Source organism: gamma proteobacterium symbiont of Lampromicra miyakona (genome assembly GCF_059730895.1).
The window spans coordinates 938778-956034 of sequence record NZ_AP035932.1; the positions used below are offsets into that span (position 1 = coordinate 938778).

Sequence of the window (17257 nt, forward strand, 5' to 3'; positions counted from 1 at the left end):
GCAGCCCGCAGGCTGCCTTCCTGATGGGTTATTTGATGATTTCGTAGCAGGGGATGTAAGCGCTGCCGGGCAGTTTCATGCGCTGCTGCGCGACGAAGCCCTGCAGCAGTTCGTCCATGCGGTGCATCAGATCGGCATCGCCTTGCAGCTGATACGGACCTTTTTCCCGGATTTCGCGGATCCCCATCTCTTTGACGTTACCGGCCACGATGCCCGAGAAGGCACGCCGCAGATCCGCCGCCAGTTTTTCCGCTGGCTGATTCGGGAACAGCTTGAGGTTGGCCATATTTTCGTGGGTTGGCAGGAACGGCACCTGCAGATCCGGCGCAATGCGAATCGACCAGTTGAAGCTGTAGGCATCGCCGGTTTCGCGGCGGTACTCTTTCACCTGCGGCATGGCTTTCTTCATCAGACGCGCCACTTCCGCAGCATCATCAATGATGATTTTGTAATGCCGGCGTGCGGCTTCACCCAGCGTATTAACGATGAAATCATCCAGCACGCGGAAGTAATCGGCGCTCTCTTTCGGCCCGGTGAGGATCAGCGGCAGCACCTGATCGCTGTTCTGCGGATTCATCAGAATGCCCAGCAGATACAACAGCTCTTCTGCCGTACCCACGCCGCCCGGGAAGATCAAGATGCCGTGCGCGATGCGCACAAAGGCTTCCAGACGCTTTTCAATATCCGGCATGATGATCAGTTCATTCACCAGCGGGTTAGGTGGCTCCGCAGCGATGATCGACGGTTCGGTCAGGCCGATAAACCGGCTGTCGTGATAGCGCTGCTGCGCATGGCCTACCGCTGCCCCTTTCATCGGCGCTTCCATCACGCCCGGACCACAGCCGGTACAGATGTTCAGTTCGCGCAGGCCCATCTGCGTCCCGACATTGCGGCAATATTGATATTCGACCGCGTTGATGGAGTGACCGCCCCAGCACACCACGGTGTTGGGATATTCGCCCACGTGCAGCGCGCGCGCGTTGCGCAGAATAGAGAACACCTGATTGGTGATGTGCGCGGAGTCGGTGACGTCCTGATTTTGCAAACGATCCGCCGCTGAGAGCTGGCCGTTAACAAACAGTATGTCGCGCAGTACGGCAAACAGGTTCGCCTGCAGCGAACGGATAATCCGGCCGTCAACAAACGCCTCTTCCGGCGGGTTGATCAGCTCCAGTTTCACGCCGCGCTCGCGGCGCAGCACGTTGATGTCAAAGTTTTCAAAGCGGGAAAGCAGTTCGTGGCTACTGTCGGTCTGGCTGCCGGAGTTGAGTACCGCCAGCGAGCAGTTGCGAAACAGCTGGTAGAGATCGCTACTGGCAGTACGCTTCAGCATGTCGACTTCCAGCTGGGAGAGCAGATCCATTGAGCCAAGCGGGCTGATATGTGTAATCAAGAGAACTCCTTTACACGCAAATGCGTGACTGATGACGCTGCGCTTAACCCGTTGAGCGCAGTGACGAAAATCCTTCGGTAAGCACGCTGTCGCCCTCGCGCCTGTACCAGAGTACCGTTGTCGGCCGCGAATGCTCAAGTGGAACCGCGCATCCGTGCGGCGGCCTGCGAGACATCTCGCAATCTGTTACTGGCGCACCAGGCGGGAGTAGCCCGGCGTGAAGGGGACATTGCTGCGCCACGGATTGATATCCAGCCCGCCGCGCCGCGTGTAGCGCGCGTAAACGGTCAACGCCGTCGGCTGACAAAAACGCTGAATGTCGTTGAAGATACGCTCGACGCACTGCTCGTGAAACTCATTGTGCTGGCGGAACGAAATCAGATAGCGCAGCAGCGCTTCGCGATCGATACGCGGGCCCTGATAGCGGATCATCACTGAACCCCAGTCCGGCTGATTGGTGATCAGACAGTTCGATTTCAGCAGATGGCTGACCAGCGTCTCTTCAACCACTTCGCTGCCCGTTGCGCTGGCGAGGTAATCGGCGTTAAAACCGTAATCGCTGATGGTGATATCCTGCTCGTCGATGACATCGCCAGCGAAGTGCCCGATCGGCTGACCTTCCACTTCGCTCAGGCGAAACAGCGCCACGCTGACCTGGCCGTTAGCGCAGGCGCTGAGATCGCGCTCCAGCGTTTGCCGCACGGCGCCCCAGTCGGCGAAAATCGTCTGGTTAAAGCTGTTAAGATAGAGTTTGAAGCTTTTGGACTCGATCAGATTCACGCTGTCGGCGCTTAGCACTACTTCGCCGACCGCGACCTGCGGCACGCCTTTGCTGTTTAGCCAGGAGAGTTCATACAGCGTCCAGATATCTGCGCCGTGGAACGGCAGGTTATCGGGATAAAGCCCGAGCGGCTCGCGATTCAGGCTGCGCGGCACCGCCTGCAGCAGCGTGTTATCGTAGCGATCAACATACGCGGTGGGCTTACCCAAAGTCAGGCCGCTCAGCGCCGTATCCCGGTTTTCAGAAGACATAACGGTTACCACTAAAATCCATCAAAGGGAGTCAGTGTAACCGATCACCAGCGAGAAGATGAATGATGCAGCAAACCGCAGAGGCCCTGCGCGATTTTACCGCCCGTTATGTAGCGCACTGGCAGCAGCAGCACGGCCATTTTCCCGCCAGCGAAGAGCTGTACGGCGTGCCGTCGCCCTGCATCATCAGTGAACTGGATCAGCGCGTCCTGTGGCAGCCGCAGGACTTTACCCTGCCAGCCTCGCTGGCAGCCGTTGAGCGCGCACTGGATATTCAGCTGCAGCCGGACCTCACCATGTTCTATACCACGCAATTTGCCGGCGACATGCACGCGCAGTTTGCACAGCAGCCGCTGACGCTGCTGCAGGTGTGGAGCGAGGACGATTTTACCCGCCTGCAGGAGAACCTGATTGGTCATCTGGTGATGAAGCGCCGTCTGAAACAGAGCCCGACGCTGTTTATCGCCACGACAGATTCGGAGCAGGATGTTATCGCGGTGTGTAATCTGACCGGCGAAGTGATCCTGGAGCAGCCGGGTACGAAGAAGCGGCAGAAACTGGCGGTGGATATTCAGACATTTCTTAATGCTTTACAACCGGTTAGTTCGTGAGTTGCAGACTTTTCTCGCAGCTCTTGTAAGAGATCTCTCACAACTGTTGTGCGAGATCGCCAGAACATTGCGCAGACTTCCGGAAGTCCGCAATGTAAAAATATTGTGAATCATGCAGTTATGGCATCAATCTGAAAATTAAGACATGGTTTAATCGTTTAACGGCGCTTACTGACTTGTTATTGCGATGGTTTCTGCCAGAATAGTCACCACTGGCAGGAAGCCACGGATTGAGAGACGTTCAGGAGAATGTCAGCCAGGCGGCAGGAACGTAACGGAGTTTACGTCACAGGGAAGGCTTCAGGATGAAGCAGGACACTCCGGAGTGAGTAAAGGACACCTCCAGGATGGAGAATGAGAGCCACGCGGGATGTGGCGGGCCAGGATGCTAAGGACCAATGTCACGATGACAGGCGACGGAAAGCGCAGGAACAGTTGTCATGGATGAGCAGGGAGCACAGCGGTGGCGGGAATGCTGCAAACGAACCGGGAGCACTGTAATCACAGTGCTCCCTTTTTTTATGCCGTTTTTGCGCGCGCACCCACTAATGATATGCTTGCCGCCCCTTTTTGACGCGGAGGTAGCGTATGTCGACGCACCTGATTATTCAGCGGCTGCAGCAGGTCGAAGCGGTAATGCGCGAACACGGCCACTGGCAGACGCACGCCCCGGCGGCTGAAGCCTTTAATAGCACGCAACCTTTCTGTCTCGATACCCTGCAGCCGCTCGAATGGCTGCAGTGGGTCCTGGTGCCGCGCATGCAGGCGCTGCTTAACGCCGGCGCCGCGCTGCCGCAAAACTTCGCCGTTACGCCTTATTATGAGATGGCCCTGCCGCCCACCACGCCGGGCCATGCAGCGCTGCTGCTGACGCTCAGCCAGCTTGATGCGCTGTTTGCGCCGCCGGACGCCTGATGCTGGAGATCATTTATCAGGATGCATGGCTGGTTGCGGTAAATAAACCGGCGGGCTGGCTGGTGCACCGCAGCTGGCTCGATCGCAAAGAGAAAGTGGTGGTGATGCAGACGGTGCGCGATCAGATTGGTCAGCACGTATTTACCGCGCATCGCCTCGATCGTCCCACGTCTGGCGTGCTGCTAATGGGGCTCTCCAGCGAAATCGGGCGGCTGCTGGCGCAGCAGTTTGAGCAGCATCAGATTCAGAAAACCTATCACGCAGTGGTGCGCGGCTGGCTGGACGGTAGCGCAACGCTGGATTATCCGCTGGTGGAAGAGCTGGATAAAATTGCGGACAAGTTTGTCACGGAACCGCGCGCGCCACAGCCGGCGGTCACCGATTATCGCGCGCTGGCGCAGGCAGAACTGCCGGTGGCCATCGGCAAGTACCTCAGCGCACGTTATACGCTGGTTGAGCTGTCGCCGCACACCGGGCGCAAGCATCAGCTGCGGCGCCATATGGCACACCTGCGTCATCCGATTATTGGTGACAGCTCGCACGGCGATCTGCGGCAGAACCGCGGTGCCGCAGCCCACTTTGGCATGGATCGCCTGATGCTGCACGCCAGTGCGCTGACGCTAACGCATCCGGTGACTGGCGAACCGCTGGTGATTCGCGCCGGGCTGGATCGCGTCTGGCAGCAGATGCTGCAATCGTTTGGCTGGCAGCAGCAACTGCCCGATGTGCCGAGGGTTGAGTTTGCCGCTGAGGCAGTCCAGGATAAGCCGACAGAATAAAGGAGCGGCAAAATGGCAAAGATTGGCATTTTTACAGGTACGGTGTACGGCAACGCGCTGCTGGTTGCCGAAGAGGCGCAGCCGGTGCTGGAAGCGCAGGGGCATGAGGTGAAGGTGTTTGAAGATCCGTCACTGGCCGACTGGCAGGCTTACAGCAAAGAGGTCGCGTTAATTGTTACCTCGACCACCGGGCAGGGCGATTTTCCGGACAATATCGCGCGGCTGTATGTGCAGGTGCGTGATGAGCTGGGCTATCAGCCTGAGCTGCGCTATGGCGTGATCGCTTTAGGCGACAGCAGTTACGACCATTTCTGTGGGGCCGGTAAGACTTTTGATGCCACGCTGCAGGAGCAGCAGGCGCAGCGTATTGGCGAGGTGCTGCTGGTGGATGCGACGGAAAATCCGGAGCCCGAGTCAGTGACCACGCCGTGGGTGGAGAGCTGGGGTAAGTTGTTGTAAATCAGGCCCTCATCCTAACCCTCTCCCGCAGGCGGGAGAGGGAACCGATCGCGCCGAAAGTTAATTTTGCACATCACGTCACCGGTGCCGGATTGAATACCGCCAGCTGATTACGGATTCCCCAGCGATCTGACCACGTCTGTTTACGTCCGCTGGCGATATCCAGAATCAGCTCAAACAGCCGCCAGCCGACCTGTTCAATACTCTCTTCGCCCGTCGCGATGGTGCCGGCATTGATGTCCATCAGGTCATGCCAGCGGTTCGCCAGCGCGCTGCGCGTCGCCATTTTGATCACCGGAATTGCCGCCAGGCCGTAGGGCGTACCGCGCCCGGTGGTGAACACCTGCAGCGTAATGCCGGAAGCCATCTGCTGGGTGCCACAGACAAAATCGCTGGCCGGCGTGGCGGCGTAAATCAACCCGCGCTGCGTCGGGCGCTGTCCGGGTGACAGCACTTCGACAATCGGGCTGCGGCCGGATTTGGCAATTGAGCCCAGCGCTTTTTCTACCACATTGGCCAGGCCGCCTTTTTTATTGCCCGGCGACGGATTCGCGCTGCGGTCGGTTTGCCCCTGGCTCAGATAATCGTCGTACCACGCCATCTCCTCCAGCAGCCGTTTGCCCACCGCTTCGTTTACCACACGCGGCGTCAGCAGATGGATCGCATCGCGTACCTCGGTCACTTCTGAGAACATCACCGTCGCACCACAGCGCACCAGCAGATCCGAGGCAAAGCCAACCGCCGGATTGGCCGTCACGCCGGAAAACGCATCGCTGCCGCCGCACTGGGTGCCGACCACCAGCGCTGACGCCGGGCAGGTTTCGCGCTGACGCTGGTTGAGTTTTTTCAGATGGCGCTCGGCCACCTGCAGAATTTCATCGACCATCGCGCCAAAGCCCACGTGACGCTCATCCTGCAGGCGCACGATATCGCGCTCATCCAGCGAAATGGCCTGCACGTCCGGTGTACCGGTGAGCAGGCGCTCCGGCTGTAATTTCTCGCAGCCGAGGCTCACCACCATCACTTCGCCGCCAAAATTAGGATTCAGTGCAAGGTTGTGAATGGTGCGAATGGGCACCACCGCCGCCGGTGCGTTGATCGCCACGCCGCAGCCATATAAATGGTTGAGCGCCACCACGCCGTCGACGTTGCTGTAGCGCGGCAGCAGATCGCGCTCAATCAGCTGCACCACGTAATCCACCACGCCCGCCACGCAGTGCACGCTGGTGGTGATGCCGAGCAGATTGCGCGTGCCGACGCTGCCGTCGGCGTTGCGATAGCCTTCAAAGGTGTATCCTTCCAGCGGCGGCAGGGGCGGCGGCACGTTGGTTGCCAGCGGCAGGCTGGCCAGCGGCGGGGCGGCGGGCAGCGCCACCAGTGACTCCTCAATCCAGCTGCCGCGCGCAATCGGGCGCAGCGCTGTGCCAATCACTTCACCGTAACGCACGATGTCGCCATGCAGGGCGATATCGCTCAGCGCCACTTTGTGCCCCTGCGGCACATGCTCAGTCAGTTGCAGACCGTCATCAAAGCGGCTGCCTGCGGGCAATCCCTGATCGTTGACCACTATCGCCACGTTATCGGCGTCGTGCACTTTAATGTAGCGCGGTTTGTCTGTCAGAGGTCGGTTCATTGCTCACCTTCCGGTTCGTCGCACCGGTCATAGCGGTGCGGTTGAAATCACGTCCGTCACATCATCGTTATTTGCCAGCCTCAGTATAAGCAGGGGTATTGGCCCACGCATTGTGCAACTGACTGGCTTTGTGCCGCGATCGGCGCGCAGTTTGGTTCGTTTTACCAAACGCAAGTGAAGAGCCTCACAAAGCGTACGCTTGCTGTTCACTTTTGCAGCAATCTGGCGGCTGGATGGCGGGTTCCGTGAGCCACGCCGCAGCGTTATGGGCAAATGCCACAAAATTGTGCCGGATTGGGGATTATCCTCGGGCGTTCCTCCAGTGTTTCGCGGCGATGCTGTTCATATACTGATTGCCGTTCTTCAACGTTTGGTTATTCGTCACGACGCATCATCGTTTTGCCATAACAACAATCGCCGTGTTTAACCCAACATCATTCTGATACCCAACGCGATGTGTATGCAGTCAGAGTGAATGTAGCGTTCGCTATATTTCAGGAGTGCATCATGAATAGTTACAGCCAGACAGCGGCAGCGGTGCAGAAGCGCACCAACGCCCGTTACTGGATTGTGGTGATGTTATTTATCGTCACCTCGTTCAACTACGGTGACCGGGCCACCATTTCGATTGCCGGTTCGGCGATGTCGAAGGAGATCGGTCTCGATTCCGTCGGCCTCGGCTACATCTTCTCCGCCTTCTCGTGGGCGTACGTTATTGGTCAGATTCCTGGCGGCTGGCTGCTGGACCGCTTCGGCTCCAAACGCGTCTATTTCTGGAGCATCTTCCTGTGGTCGCTGTTTACCCTGCTACAGGGCTTTGTCGACATCTTTAGCGGCTTCGGCATTGTGGTGTCGCTGTTCCTGCTGCGCTTCATGGTGGGACTGGCGGAAGCGCCGTCTTTCCCGGGTAACAGCCGTATTGTTGCTGCCTGGTTCCCGGCGCAGGAGCGCGGTACCGCCGTCGCCATCTTTAACTCCGCCCAATACTTCGCCACGGTGATTTTCGCACCGATCATGGGCTGGCTGGTGGCCGAGGTGGGCTGGGCGCACGTGTTCTGGTTCATGGGCGGGCTGGGCATCATTCTCAGCTTTATCTGGCTGAAAGTGATTCATGACCCGAACGATCACCCTGGCGTGAACAAAGCCGAGCTGGAGTACATGGAGCAGGGCGGTGCGTTGATCAACATGGATGCGAAGAAAGCCGAGCGTAAAGTGAGCTGGGATGAGAAGTGGTTTCAAATCAAGCAACTGCTCTCCACCCGCATGATGTGGGGGATCTATCTCGGTCAGTACTGCGTTAACGCCCTGACCTACTTCTTTATTACCTGGTTCCCGGTGTATCTGGTGCAGGCGCGCGGCATGTCGATTCTTAAAGCCGGCATGATCGCCTCGATTCCCGCCATCTGCGGCTTCCTCGGCGGCGTGCTGGGCGGCGTGATTTCAGATTATCTGATGCGTAAAACCGGCTCGCTGAACATCGCGCGTAAAACCCCGATTGTCATCGGTATGCTGCTCTCCATCAGCATGGTGATGTGTAACTACACCGAAACCGAATGGGTAGTGGTGCTGTTTATGGCGCTGGCGTTCTTTGGTAAAGGCATTGGTGCGCTGGGCTGGGCGGTGATGGCCGATACTGCACCCAAAGAGATCAGCGGCCTGAGCGGCGGTCTGTTCAATATGTTCGGTAACTTCTCTGGCATCGTCACGCCGATTGCCATTGGTTACATCATCGCCACCAGCGGTTCGTTTGAAGGGGCGCTGATTTACGTCGGCATCCATGCGTTTGTGGCGGCGTTCAGCTTCCTGGTGATAACCGGCGATATCAAACGTGTCGAACTCAAACCCCGGTAATAAGGAACCGAATATGAATACGCAAAGTTCCCCGGTGATTACCGACATGCAGGTGGTTCCGGTGGCGGGTTACGACAGCATGCTGCTCAACATCGGCGGCGCGCACAGCGCCTGCTTCACCCGCAATATCGTGGTGCTGACCGACAGCGCCGGCCACACCGGCGTCGGCGAAGCGCCGGGCGGTGAAACCATTTATCAGACGCTGGTCGCGGCAATACCGCAGGTGAAAGGGCAGCAGGTGGCGCGCATGAACCGGCTGGTGCAGCAGGTGCACAAAGGTAACCAGTCGGCGGATTTCGATACCTTCGGCAACGGCGCCTGGACGTTTGAGCTGCGGGTCAATGCGGTGGCGGCGCTGGAAGCGGCGCTGCTCGACCTGCTCGGCCAGTGCCTCGGCGTGCCAGTGGCCGAGTTGCTGGGGCCGGGTCAGCAGCGCGATGAGGTCACGGTGCTGGGCTACCTGTTTTACATTGGCGATCGGCGTAAGACTGATTTGCCGTATCAGAGCGGCGACGCGGCCGGTCACGACTGGTATCACCTGCGCCATCAGGAGGCGCTGACGCCGGACGCGGTGGTGCGCTTAGCCGAAGCGGCGCAGGACAGGTACGGCTTCAAAGATTTCAAACTGAAAGGCGGCGTGCTGCCGGGCGAGCAGGAGATTGCCTCGGCGGTAGCGCTGAAGCAGCGTTTCCCCGACGCGCGCATCACCGTCGATCCCAACGGCGCCTGGCATCTGGATGAAGCCATCGCGCTGTGCAAAGGCATGGATAAGGTGCTGACCTATGCCGAAGATCCGTGCGGTGCCGAGCAGGGATATTCCGGGCGCGAAGTGATGGCGGAGTTCCGCCGCGCCACCGGTCTGCCGGTCGCCACCAATATGATCGCCACCAACTGGCGGGAGATGAACCACGCGGTGATGCTCAACGCGGTCGATATTCCGCTGGCCGACCCGCACTTCTGGACGCTGAGCGGCGCGGTACGCGTGGCGCAGCTGTGTGATGAGTGGGGGCTGACCTGGGGCTGCCACTCCAATAATCACTTCGACATTTCGCTGGCGATGTTTACCCACGTCGGCGCGGCGGCACCGGGTAAACCGACCGCCATCGATACCCACTGGATTTGGCAGGAGGGCGACCAGCGCCTGACCAAAGAGCCGCTGCAGATCCGCAACGGCAAAATTGCCGTGCCGGACAAACCCGGCCTCGGCGTTGAACTGGACTGGGATCGCCTGCGCGAGGCTAACGCCCTGTATCAGTCGCTGCCGGCAGGCGCCCGTAATGACGCCACGGCAATGCAATATCTGGTTCCCGGATGGTCGTTCGACCGCAAGCGTCCGGCTTTTGGACGCCGCCATGCATAAGGAGCAGGAAATGAGTCACACCCCGAAAATTACAGCAATGCAGGTCATTCCGGTGGCCGGTTACGACAGCATGCTGCTGAATCTGAGCGGTGCCCACGCGCCGTTTTTTACCCGCAATATCGTGATTGTGAAAGATAACGCCGGCCACACGGGCGTGGGCGAGATCCCCGGCGGCGAGAAAATTCGTCAGACGCTGGAAGACGCGGCGGCGCTGGTAACCGGAAAAACCGTCGGCGAGTACAAAAATATCCTCACCCTGGTGCGCACTACCTTTGCCGATCGCGATGCCAGCGGGCGCGGCAATCAGACCTTTGACCTGCGCACCACCATTCACGTGGTGACCGGCATCGAAGCGGCGCTGCTGGATCTGCTCGGCCAGCATCTGGGCGTCAACGTGGCGTCGCTGCTGGGCGAAGGACAGCAGCGTGACCGCGTCGAGATGCTCGGCTACCTGTTTTACGTCGGCGATCGCCGCAAAACGTCACTGCCGTATCAGAGCCAGACCGATGATCCGTGCGACTGGTATCGTCTGCGGCATGAGGAAGCGCTGACGCCGGACGCGGTGGTGCGCCTGGCAGAAGCCGCCTATGAAAAATATGGCTTTAACGATTTCAAACTGAAAGGTGGCGTACTGCGCGGCGGTGAAGAGGCCGAAGCGGTGACCGCACTGGCGAAGCGTTTCCCGCAGGCGCGCGTGACGCTCGATCCCAACGGGGCCTGGTCGCTGAATGAGGCCATCCTGCTCGGCAAACAGCTGAAAGGCGTGCTGGCTTATGCAGAAGATCCGTGCGGCGCTGAACAGGGTTACTCCGGACGTGAAGTGATGGCCGAGTTCCGGCGCGCCACCGGTCTGCCTACCGCCACCAATATGATCGCCACCGACTGGCGCCAGATGGGCCACACGCTGTCGCTGCAGTCGGTCGATATTCCGCTGGCCGATCCGCACTTCTGGACCATGCAGGGCTCGGTGCGCGTGGCGCAGATGTGTCATGACTTCGGCCTGACCTGGGGTTCGCACTCCAACAACCATTTCGATGTTTCGCTGGCGATGTTCACCCATGTGGCCGCCGCCGCACCGGGCGCCATTACCGCCATCGACACCCACTGGATCTGGCAGGAGGGCAACCAGCGCCTGACCAAAGAGCCGTTGCAGATCAAGGGTGGCATGGTGCAGGTGCCGCAGAAGCCGGGCCTTGGCGTCGAACTGGACATGGATCAGGTGATGCAGGCCCATGCGCTGTATCAGCAGCATGGACTGGGCGCGCGCGACGATGCGCAGGCGATGCAGTTCCTCGTGCCGAACTGGACATTTGATAACAAGCGTCCGTGCCTGGTGCGCTGATTTTATTCCGCGCGCCCGCGGGCGGCGGTGCTAAATAACAGGAGTAGAGATCATGAGCAATGTCTGGCCCAACCCTTTTCGTCGTCGTTTGCTGGCAGGGGAAACCCTGATTGGCAGCTGGTGCGCCCTTGCCAATCCTCTCACCACGGAAGTGCTGGGGCTGGCGGGCTTTGACTGGCTGGTGCTGGACGGCGAACACGCGCCGAACGACATCACCACCTTTATTCCGCAGCTGATGGCGCTGAAAGGCAGCCCGAGCGCGCCGGTGGTGCGACCGCCGTGCAATGAGCCGATCATCATCAAGCGTCTGCTGGATATTGGCTTCTATAACTTCCTGATTCCTTTTGTGGAAACCGCAGAAGAGGCGGCGCGCGCGGTGGCATCGACCCGCTATCCGCCAGCCGGTATACGCGGCGTGTCGGTTTCGCATCGCAGCAACATGTACGGCACGCTGGCGGACTACAACGCCACCATCAATGACAACATCACCGTGCTGGTGCAAATCGAAACCCAGCAGGCGGTGGACAACATTGACGCCATTGCGGCGGTGGATGGCGTAGACGGCATCTTTGTCGGCCCGGGCGATCTGTCAGCGGCGCTGGGCTATCTCGGCCAGCCGGCGCATCCGGAAGTGCTGAAAGTGATCCGTTACATCCTTGAGCGCGCCAAAGCTGCCGGTAAGCCGAGCGGGATTCTGGCGCCGGTAGAGGCTGACGCACGCCGTTATCTCGAATGGGGTGCCAGCTTTGTTGCCGTCGGCAGCGACCTGGGTGTTTTCCGCCACGCCACGCAGGCGCTGTGCGACAAATTTAAGCAGTAACTGACGAAGGGGAAAGGCAATGAAAATTGGATTTATCGGCCTCGGCATCATGGGCAAACCGATGAGTAAAAACCTGGTGAAAGCCGGTTACACCCTGGTGGTGCGCGACCACAACGCCAGCAACGAAGCCGAACTGGTGGAGCTGGGTGCCACCGTGGCGAAAACGCCGAAAGAGCTGGCCGCGCAGGTTGACGTGGTGATTACCATGGTGCCGAACTCACCGCAGGTGAAAGAGGTATGTCTGGGCGAGAACGGCATCATCGAAGGGGCGAAGCCGGGGGTGGTAGTGATCGACATGAGCTCTATCGCGCCGCTGGCCAGCCGCGAAGTGCATGATGCGCTGGCAGAAAAAGGCATCAGAATGCTGGATGCGCCGGTGAGCGGCGGTGAGCCAAAAGCGATTGAAGGCACGCTGTCGGTAATGGTCGGCGGTGATAAAGCGCTGTTTGATCAGTGCTACGATGTTCTTAAGGCGATGGCCGGTTCGGTGGTGCACACCGGCGATATCGGCGCGGGCAACGTCACTAAACTGGCCAACCAGGTGATTGTGGCGCTCAACATTGCCGCGATGTCAGAAGCGCTGTCGCTGGCCACCAAAGCCGGCGTCAATCCGGAACTGGTTTACCAGGCGATTCGCGGCGGTCTGGCGGGCAGCACCGTGCTGGATGCCAAAGCGCCCATGGTGCTGGATCGCAACTTTAAGCCTGGCTTCCGTATCGATTTGCATATCAAGGATTTAGCCAATGCGCTTGATACCTCACACGACATTGGCGCACATCTGCCGCTGACCGCAGCGGTGATGGAGATGATGCAGGCGCTAAAAGTCGACGGGCAGGGTACGTCCGATCATAGCGCGCTGGCTTGCTATTATGAAAAATTAGCCAAAGTTGAGATCACCCGGTAGTGCCCGCGTCCGGTGTCTGCGGATGCCGGACGCTGTACTGCCTTAGCCAGACGGATTTCCGTCACCTACCGCGCTCGGATTGCCTATGAAAATTGTCATCGCACCGGATTCATACAAAGAGAGTTTGTCCGCCCTGGAAGTGGCTACCGCGATAGAAGCGGGATTTCGCGAAATTTTCCCCGCCGCTGACTATGTCAAAATACCGGTCGCCGACGGCGGAGAAGGCACGGTTGAAGCAATGGTGGCGGCAACCCAGGGCAACATCGTCAGACTGACGGTGACCGGGCCGCTCGGCGAGCCGGTCGACGCGTTTTACGGATTATCCGGTGATGCGCGTACCGCCTTTATTGAGATGGCGGCGGCCAGCGGGCTGGAGCTGGTGCCTGCGGCACAGCGCGATCCGCTGATCACCACCTCCTACGGTACCGGTGAACTGATCAAAAACGCGCTGGATCGCGGCGTCGATCACATCATCATCGGCATCGGCGGCAGCGCCACCAACGACGGCGGCGCCGGCATGGTACAGGCGCTCGGTGCCCGGCTGCTGGACAGCGACGGCAGCGGGATTGGCTACGGCGGCGGGGCACTGCCGCAGCTGGCGAAGATTGAGATCGCCGATCTGGATCCGCGCCTGCTGCAGTGCCGCATTGAAGTGGCGTGCGACGTGACCAATCCGCTGATTGGCGAAGAGGGGGCGTCGGCGATTTTTGGTCCGCAGAAAGGTGCCACGCCGCAGCTGGTGCAGCAGCTGGATGCGGCGCTCGGCCATTACGCCGCGATTATTCAGCGCGATCTGGATATTGATGTGCTGCACATCGCCGGCGGCGGTGCAGCCGGTGGCATGGGCGCGGCGCTGCATGCGTTCTGCCACGCGGAACTGCGGCGCGGTATTGAGATCGTCACCGAAGCGCTGGGCCTGGCGCAGCAGGTGCAGGATGCCGATCTGGTGATCACCGGCGAAGGGCGCATCGACAGTCAGTCAGTCAACGGCAAAGTGCCGGTTGGCGTGGCACAGGTGGCGAAGCAGTTTAACAAGCCGGTGATCGGCATTGCCGGCAGTCTGACGGCGGATGTCGGTGTGGTGCATCAGCACGGGATCGACGCAGTGTACAGCGTGCTGTCGGGTATCTGTTCGCTGGAAGAGGCGCTGGCCAATGCCGCGCAGAATGTCCGCCTGACGGCAAGGAACGTCGCTGCCACGATCAAGGTGGGGCAGGGGTTATAGGGGGGAGGCGGTGCGGTTTTCCCCTCACCCCAGCCCTCTCCCGCAGGCGGGAGAGGGGGCTGATGGTGCACGGATTTGGATTTCGCGCTGTTCCTCTGGATCGCACCGGACGGTTCCCTCTCCCGCCGGGAGAGGGTTAGGGTGAGGGCCCAGCACACAACCCATAACCCTCACTACACCACGCCCAGCACCTGACGCGCTTCGCGCGCCACATTCGCCATCTCGTCGCTCAGCTCCAGCAGCTCTGGTTCCAGCGCTGCGATATCGCTCTCCTGATGCAGACTCTTCTCCAGCTGCTGACACAGCTGTTTCAGCCGTGGCACGCCGCTGTAGCTGGCGCTGCCGTGCAGCTTATGAATAATCTCGCGCAGCCCATCGACGTCATTCTGCGCCATACACTGCGCCACGCGCTGCTCCACTTCCGGCAGAAAATCCAGCAGCATCTGCAGCAGATCGCGCGCCAGCTCGGCTTTATTCGCCGCCTGACGCAATGCCAGCGCCCAGTCAAGTGAGGGTGCGATCGCCGGTTGTCGCACCGCGCTCGCCACGCTGCCCGGCGCATAGCGCTGCAGCAGCTGCTTCAGCTTGTCCTCATCAATCGGCTTGGCGAGATAGTCATTCATGCCGGCGGCGATCAGCTGCTCACGTTCGCCATCCAGCGCATGCGCCGTGACCGCGACAATCGGCGTGCTGGCGTGCTGTGGCAGGCTGCGGATGATCTCGCTGGCGCGGATGCCGTCGATGTCTGGCATCTGAATATCCATCAGAATCACGTCCAGCCGCTGCTGTCGCGCCTGGTGAATCGCCTGACTGGCGTTGTCGCACAGAATGATGTTCTGGACCTGCTCCTCCAGCAATGCGCCGATCAGCTTCAGGTTGGCCGGATTATCATCCACCGCCATCACCGTCAGCGGCTGTCTTACGCCGCGCGGGGCGGCGTCGCTGTGACGCATGTTGAGATCGAGCAGCATCGGCAGCAATCGCGTCAGCGACACCGGTTTGGCAATGCAACCGGCGATACCGCGCGCGCGCAAATCATCGGCGAACAGCATCATTTCGCTCGGCAGCGCCAGCAGCACCGAGTCGGCGTGTGCGCGCAGGCGGGCAATCAGCGCATCGGACAGCGTAGCCGGATGCGGATCGCTGACCGGCAGCCCCATCAGCAGCAGCGGGAAATGGGCGTCGGGCAGATCGTCAAGGCTGGCAAAGTGCTGCACCTGCAGAGGCGTAATGCTCAGCATCTCCTGAACCGCTTTCGCCACCGCCGGATGGGGTTCGATATAAGCCAGCGGCGTGGCGTGCAGATCGTCCAGCATGCGTGGAATCGCCGGTGCGTTAGGATTGAGATCCAGATGTACCTGTACCCAGAAGGTGGAGCCCTGATTCTGCCGGCTGTGGAAGGCGATCTCACCGCCCATTTCGTGTACCAGTTTCTGCGTAATCACCAGGCCAAGACCGGTACCGCCGTGACGGCGCGAAATACTGGCATCCGCCTGACGAAAGGCCTGGAACAGTTGCGACTGCTGCTGCTCAGAGATACCGATGCCGGTATCGTGCACCTGAATCTCCAGTTCCGCCCGCGTGATGCTGAGATGACGCAGCTCGACGCGCAGATCAATGTGGCCGCGCTCGGTGAATTTGATGGCGTTGCCAATCAGGTTGATCAGAATTTGCTGCAGACGCAGCGGATCGCCAATCACATTATCCGGCACCTGTTTCTCGAGGCACACGGTGATCTCGAGCCCTTTCTCATGCGCGGATGGCGCCAGCAGCACCAGCGTTTCATCCAGCGTGGCGCGCAGCGGGAACGGGATCGACTCCAGCACCAGCTTACCGGCTTCCAGTTTGGAGAAATCGAGCACGTCGTTAATGATGCTCAGCAGGTTATTGGCCGAACGCTCAATGGTGCTCATGTAATCACGCTGGTTGGTGCTCAGACCGGTTTTCAGCATCTGGCGGGTAAAGCCAATCACGCCATTGAGCGGCGTGCGCAGCTCGTGCGACATATTGGCGAGAAACTCCGACTTGATGCGTGCCGCTTCCTGGGCGCGCTTTTTCGCCAGGTCCAGCTCGACGTTCTGAATCTCCAGCTGCTCCAGCGTTTCGCGCAGATCGTAGGTTGCCTGGTCGATGTTCTGCTGCATCTCTTCATGGTAGGCAGTAAGCGACATCGCCATGGCGTTGATGCCGTTTTTCAGGATGCTCAGCTCGCCCAGCATATAGCCATCCACGCGGCTGTCGAGCTGGCCGCGCCGGATGCGGTCCACGGTGGTAACCATGTTGCGAATCGGGCCGGTGACGTCGCGCATCAGTCGATAGGCAAACAGCATGGCGATGCACAGGCAAAACAGCAGCAGCAGAGTGGCGACAAACACCTCTTTGTACTGCTCCAGCCGCACCGACTGCAGATCCAGCTCAATCGCCACATAACCCAGCGGATTGCCTGCCGGCTTGGCGTCTTCACCCGGCAGTTCGTCCACCGAATAGCGTTCAGAGATGATTGGCGTGCGCAGCACCATCAGGTTGCCGTGTCGCTCCACCGACACGCCATCCGACAGCGTGGAAATATCGGCTTTTTGCAGCAGCGCGAGGTTCTGGTTGTTATTGGAGCTGACGTAGATGTGATTGTTGTTGTCGAAAACCGTAATGGCACGGACAATATCGGAATGACGGCGATGCAGCAGGCTGACCAGCTCGCGAATCGCATCACGATTATGCCACGTCATGCCGTACTCGCTCGACACCGCCAGCGGTTCGATAATGTTAGCGCCGGCATCGCGCACCTGGTGCTGCAGTTCGTTGTAGCGGTGCACCACGAAGAAGGTACTGAGCAGCAGGCCAATCATCAGCGTCGGCGCCAGTATCAGAATCATCATTCGCGCCCGCAGGCTGTATTTGGTCATAATTGTGGCCTGGCGACTCCTGGCATTTTA

General features: G+C 59.7%; 14 protein-coding genes. 10 read left to right on the top strand and 4 right to left on the bottom strand.

Annotated elements, in window-relative coordinates; translation table 11 throughout:
- Window positions 1-28 precede the first annotated feature (28 nt).
- Both ppnN and queF read right to left on the bottom strand, forming a co-directional pair.
- Window positions 29-1393, bottom strand: a complete 1365-nt coding sequence (gene ppnN / locus AC6I8P_RS04250) for a nucleotide 5'-monophosphate nucleosidase PpnN (protein WP_498031008.1) — start codon at window positions 1391-1393, stop codon at window positions 29-31.
- A gap of 186 nt (window positions 1394-1579) precedes the next feature.
- On the bottom strand, window positions 1580-2425 hold the full coding sequence (queF, locus tag AC6I8P_RS04255) for an NADPH-dependent 7-cyano-7-deazaguanine reductase QueF (protein WP_498031009.1): 846 nt from the start codon (window positions 2423-2425) through the stop codon (window positions 1580-1582).
- Window positions 2426-2487: 62 nt separating this feature from the next.
- On the opposite strand from queF, the gene syd reads away from it, so the two are divergent.
- The 4 genes from syd to AC6I8P_RS04275 all read left to right on the top strand — a co-directional run bounded on the left by syd (window position 2488) and on the right by AC6I8P_RS04275 (window position 5189).
- Window positions 2488-3036, top strand: a complete 549-nt coding sequence (gene syd / locus AC6I8P_RS04260; RefSeq protein WP_481657403.1) for a SecY-interacting protein — start codon at window positions 2488-2490, stop codon at window positions 3034-3036.
- A gap of 588 nt (window positions 3037-3624) precedes the next feature.
- On the top strand, window positions 3625-3951 hold the full coding sequence (locus tag AC6I8P_RS04265) for a YqcC family protein (RefSeq protein ID WP_238561585.1): 327 nt from the start codon (window positions 3625-3627) through the stop codon (window positions 3949-3951).
- Window positions 3951-4730: a tRNA pseudouridine(65) synthase TruC gene (gene truC, locus AC6I8P_RS04270; protein ID WP_088516885.1), complete on the top strand. Its 780-nt coding sequence runs from the start codon at window positions 3951-3953 to the stop codon at window positions 4728-4730. Before AC6I8P_RS04265 ends, truC begins: the two co-directional genes overlap by 1 nt.
- A 12-nt stretch (window positions 4731-4742) precedes the next feature.
- Window positions 4743-5189: a flavodoxin gene (locus AC6I8P_RS04275; protein WP_021507375.1), complete on the top strand. Its 447-nt coding sequence runs from the start codon at window positions 4743-4745 to the stop codon at window positions 5187-5189.
- A gap of 73 nt (window positions 5190-5262) precedes the next feature.
- Here the strand turns inward: AC6I8P_RS04275 and garD are convergent, their stop codons facing one another.
- Window positions 5263-6822: a galactarate dehydratase gene (garD, locus tag AC6I8P_RS04280; RefSeq protein WP_021507374.1), complete on the bottom strand. Its 1560-nt coding sequence runs from the start codon at window positions 6820-6822 to the stop codon at window positions 5263-5265.
- A 507-nt stretch (window positions 6823-7329) separates the two neighbouring features.
- Between garD and AC6I8P_RS04285 the strand changes: the two genes are divergently transcribed.
- The 6 genes from AC6I8P_RS04285 (at window position 7330) to AC6I8P_RS04310 (ending at window position 14324) form a co-directional block, all read left to right on the top strand.
- Window positions 7330-8673, top strand: coding sequence for an MFS transporter (locus AC6I8P_RS04285; protein ID WP_481657405.1), 1344 nt, complete (start codon window positions 7330-7332; stop codon window positions 8671-8673).
- A 13-nt stretch (window positions 8674-8686) separates the two neighbouring features.
- Complete coding sequence (locus AC6I8P_RS04290) at window positions 8687-10033, top strand: enolase C-terminal domain-like protein (protein WP_498031010.1); 1347 nt, start codon at window positions 8687-8689, stop codon at window positions 10031-10033.
- A 10-nt stretch (window positions 10034-10043) separates the two neighbouring features.
- Window positions 10044-11375 carry a glucarate dehydratase gene (gudD, locus tag AC6I8P_RS04295; RefSeq protein WP_040679678.1) on the top strand — a complete coding sequence of 444 codons (1332 nt, stop codon included), beginning with the start codon at window positions 10044-10046 and terminating at the stop codon, window positions 11373-11375.
- 52 nt (window positions 11376-11427) lie between these two features.
- Window positions 11428-12195 carry a 2-dehydro-3-deoxyglucarate aldolase gene (garL, locus tag AC6I8P_RS04300; RefSeq protein ID WP_498031011.1) on the top strand — a complete coding sequence of 256 codons (768 nt, stop codon included), beginning with the start codon at window positions 11428-11430 and terminating at the stop codon, window positions 12193-12195.
- Window positions 12196-12214: 19 nt separating this feature from the next.
- Window positions 12215-13099, top strand: a complete 885-nt coding sequence (gene garR / locus AC6I8P_RS04305; protein WP_498031012.1) for a 2-hydroxy-3-oxopropionate reductase — start codon at window positions 12215-12217, stop codon at window positions 13097-13099.
- Window positions 13100-13184: 85 nt separating this feature from the next.
- Window positions 13185-14324, top strand: coding sequence for a glycerate kinase (locus AC6I8P_RS04310; protein ID WP_058757043.1), 1140 nt, complete (start codon window positions 13185-13187; stop codon window positions 14322-14324).
- A 173-nt stretch (window positions 14325-14497) separates the two neighbouring features.
- Here the strand turns inward: AC6I8P_RS04310 and barA are convergent, their stop codons facing one another.
- Window positions 14498-17227, bottom strand: coding sequence for a two-component sensor histidine kinase BarA (gene barA, locus AC6I8P_RS04315; protein WP_498031013.1), 2730 nt, complete (start codon window positions 17225-17227; stop codon window positions 14498-14500).
- Window positions 17228-17257 lie beyond the last annotated feature (30 nt).

What these genes read in the sequence shown, in the direction of transcription:
- AC6I8P_RS04290 (WP_498031010.1), top strand. Translation starts at nt 8,687, where the DNA reads ATGAATACGCAAAGTTCCCCGGTGATTACCGACATGCAGGTGGTTCCG.
- AC6I8P_RS04310 (WP_058757043.1), top strand. Translation starts at nt 13,185, where the DNA reads ATGAAAATTGTCATCGCACCGGATTCATACAAAGAGAGTTTGTCCGCC.
- garD (WP_021507374.1), bottom strand. Translation starts at nt 6,822, where the DNA reads ATGAACCGACCTCTGACAGACAAACCGCGCTACATTAAAGTGCACGAC.
- gudD (WP_040679678.1), top strand. Translation starts at nt 10,044, where the DNA reads ATGAGTCACACCCCGAAAATTACAGCAATGCAGGTCATTCCGGTGGCC.
- AC6I8P_RS04275 (WP_021507375.1), top strand. Translation starts at nt 4,743, where the DNA reads ATGGCAAAGATTGGCATTTTTACAGGTACGGTGTACGGCAACGCGCTG.
- barA (WP_498031013.1), bottom strand. Translation starts at nt 17,227, where the DNA reads ATGACCAAATACAGCCTGCGGGCGCGAATGATGATTCTGATACTGGCG.
- garR (WP_498031012.1), top strand. Translation starts at nt 12,215, where the DNA reads ATGAAAATTGGATTTATCGGCCTCGGCATCATGGGCAAACCGATGAGT.
- queF (WP_498031009.1), bottom strand. Translation starts at nt 2,425, where the DNA reads ATGTCTTCTGAAAACCGGGATACGGCGCTGAGCGGCCTGACTTTGGGT.
- syd (WP_481657403.1), top strand. Translation starts at nt 2,488, where the DNA reads ATGATGCAGCAAACCGCAGAGGCCCTGCGCGATTTTACCGCCCGTTAT.
- truC (WP_088516885.1), top strand. Translation starts at nt 3,951, where the DNA reads ATGCTGGAGATCATTTATCAGGATGCATGGCTGGTTGCGGTAAATAAA.
- garL (WP_498031011.1), top strand. Translation starts at nt 11,428, where the DNA reads ATGAGCAATGTCTGGCCCAACCCTTTTCGTCGTCGTTTGCTGGCAGGG.
- AC6I8P_RS04265 (WP_238561585.1), top strand. Translation starts at nt 3,625, where the DNA reads ATGTCGACGCACCTGATTATTCAGCGGCTGCAGCAGGTCGAAGCGGTA.
- AC6I8P_RS04285 (WP_481657405.1), top strand. Translation starts at nt 7,330, where the DNA reads ATGAATAGTTACAGCCAGACAGCGGCAGCGGTGCAGAAGCGCACCAAC.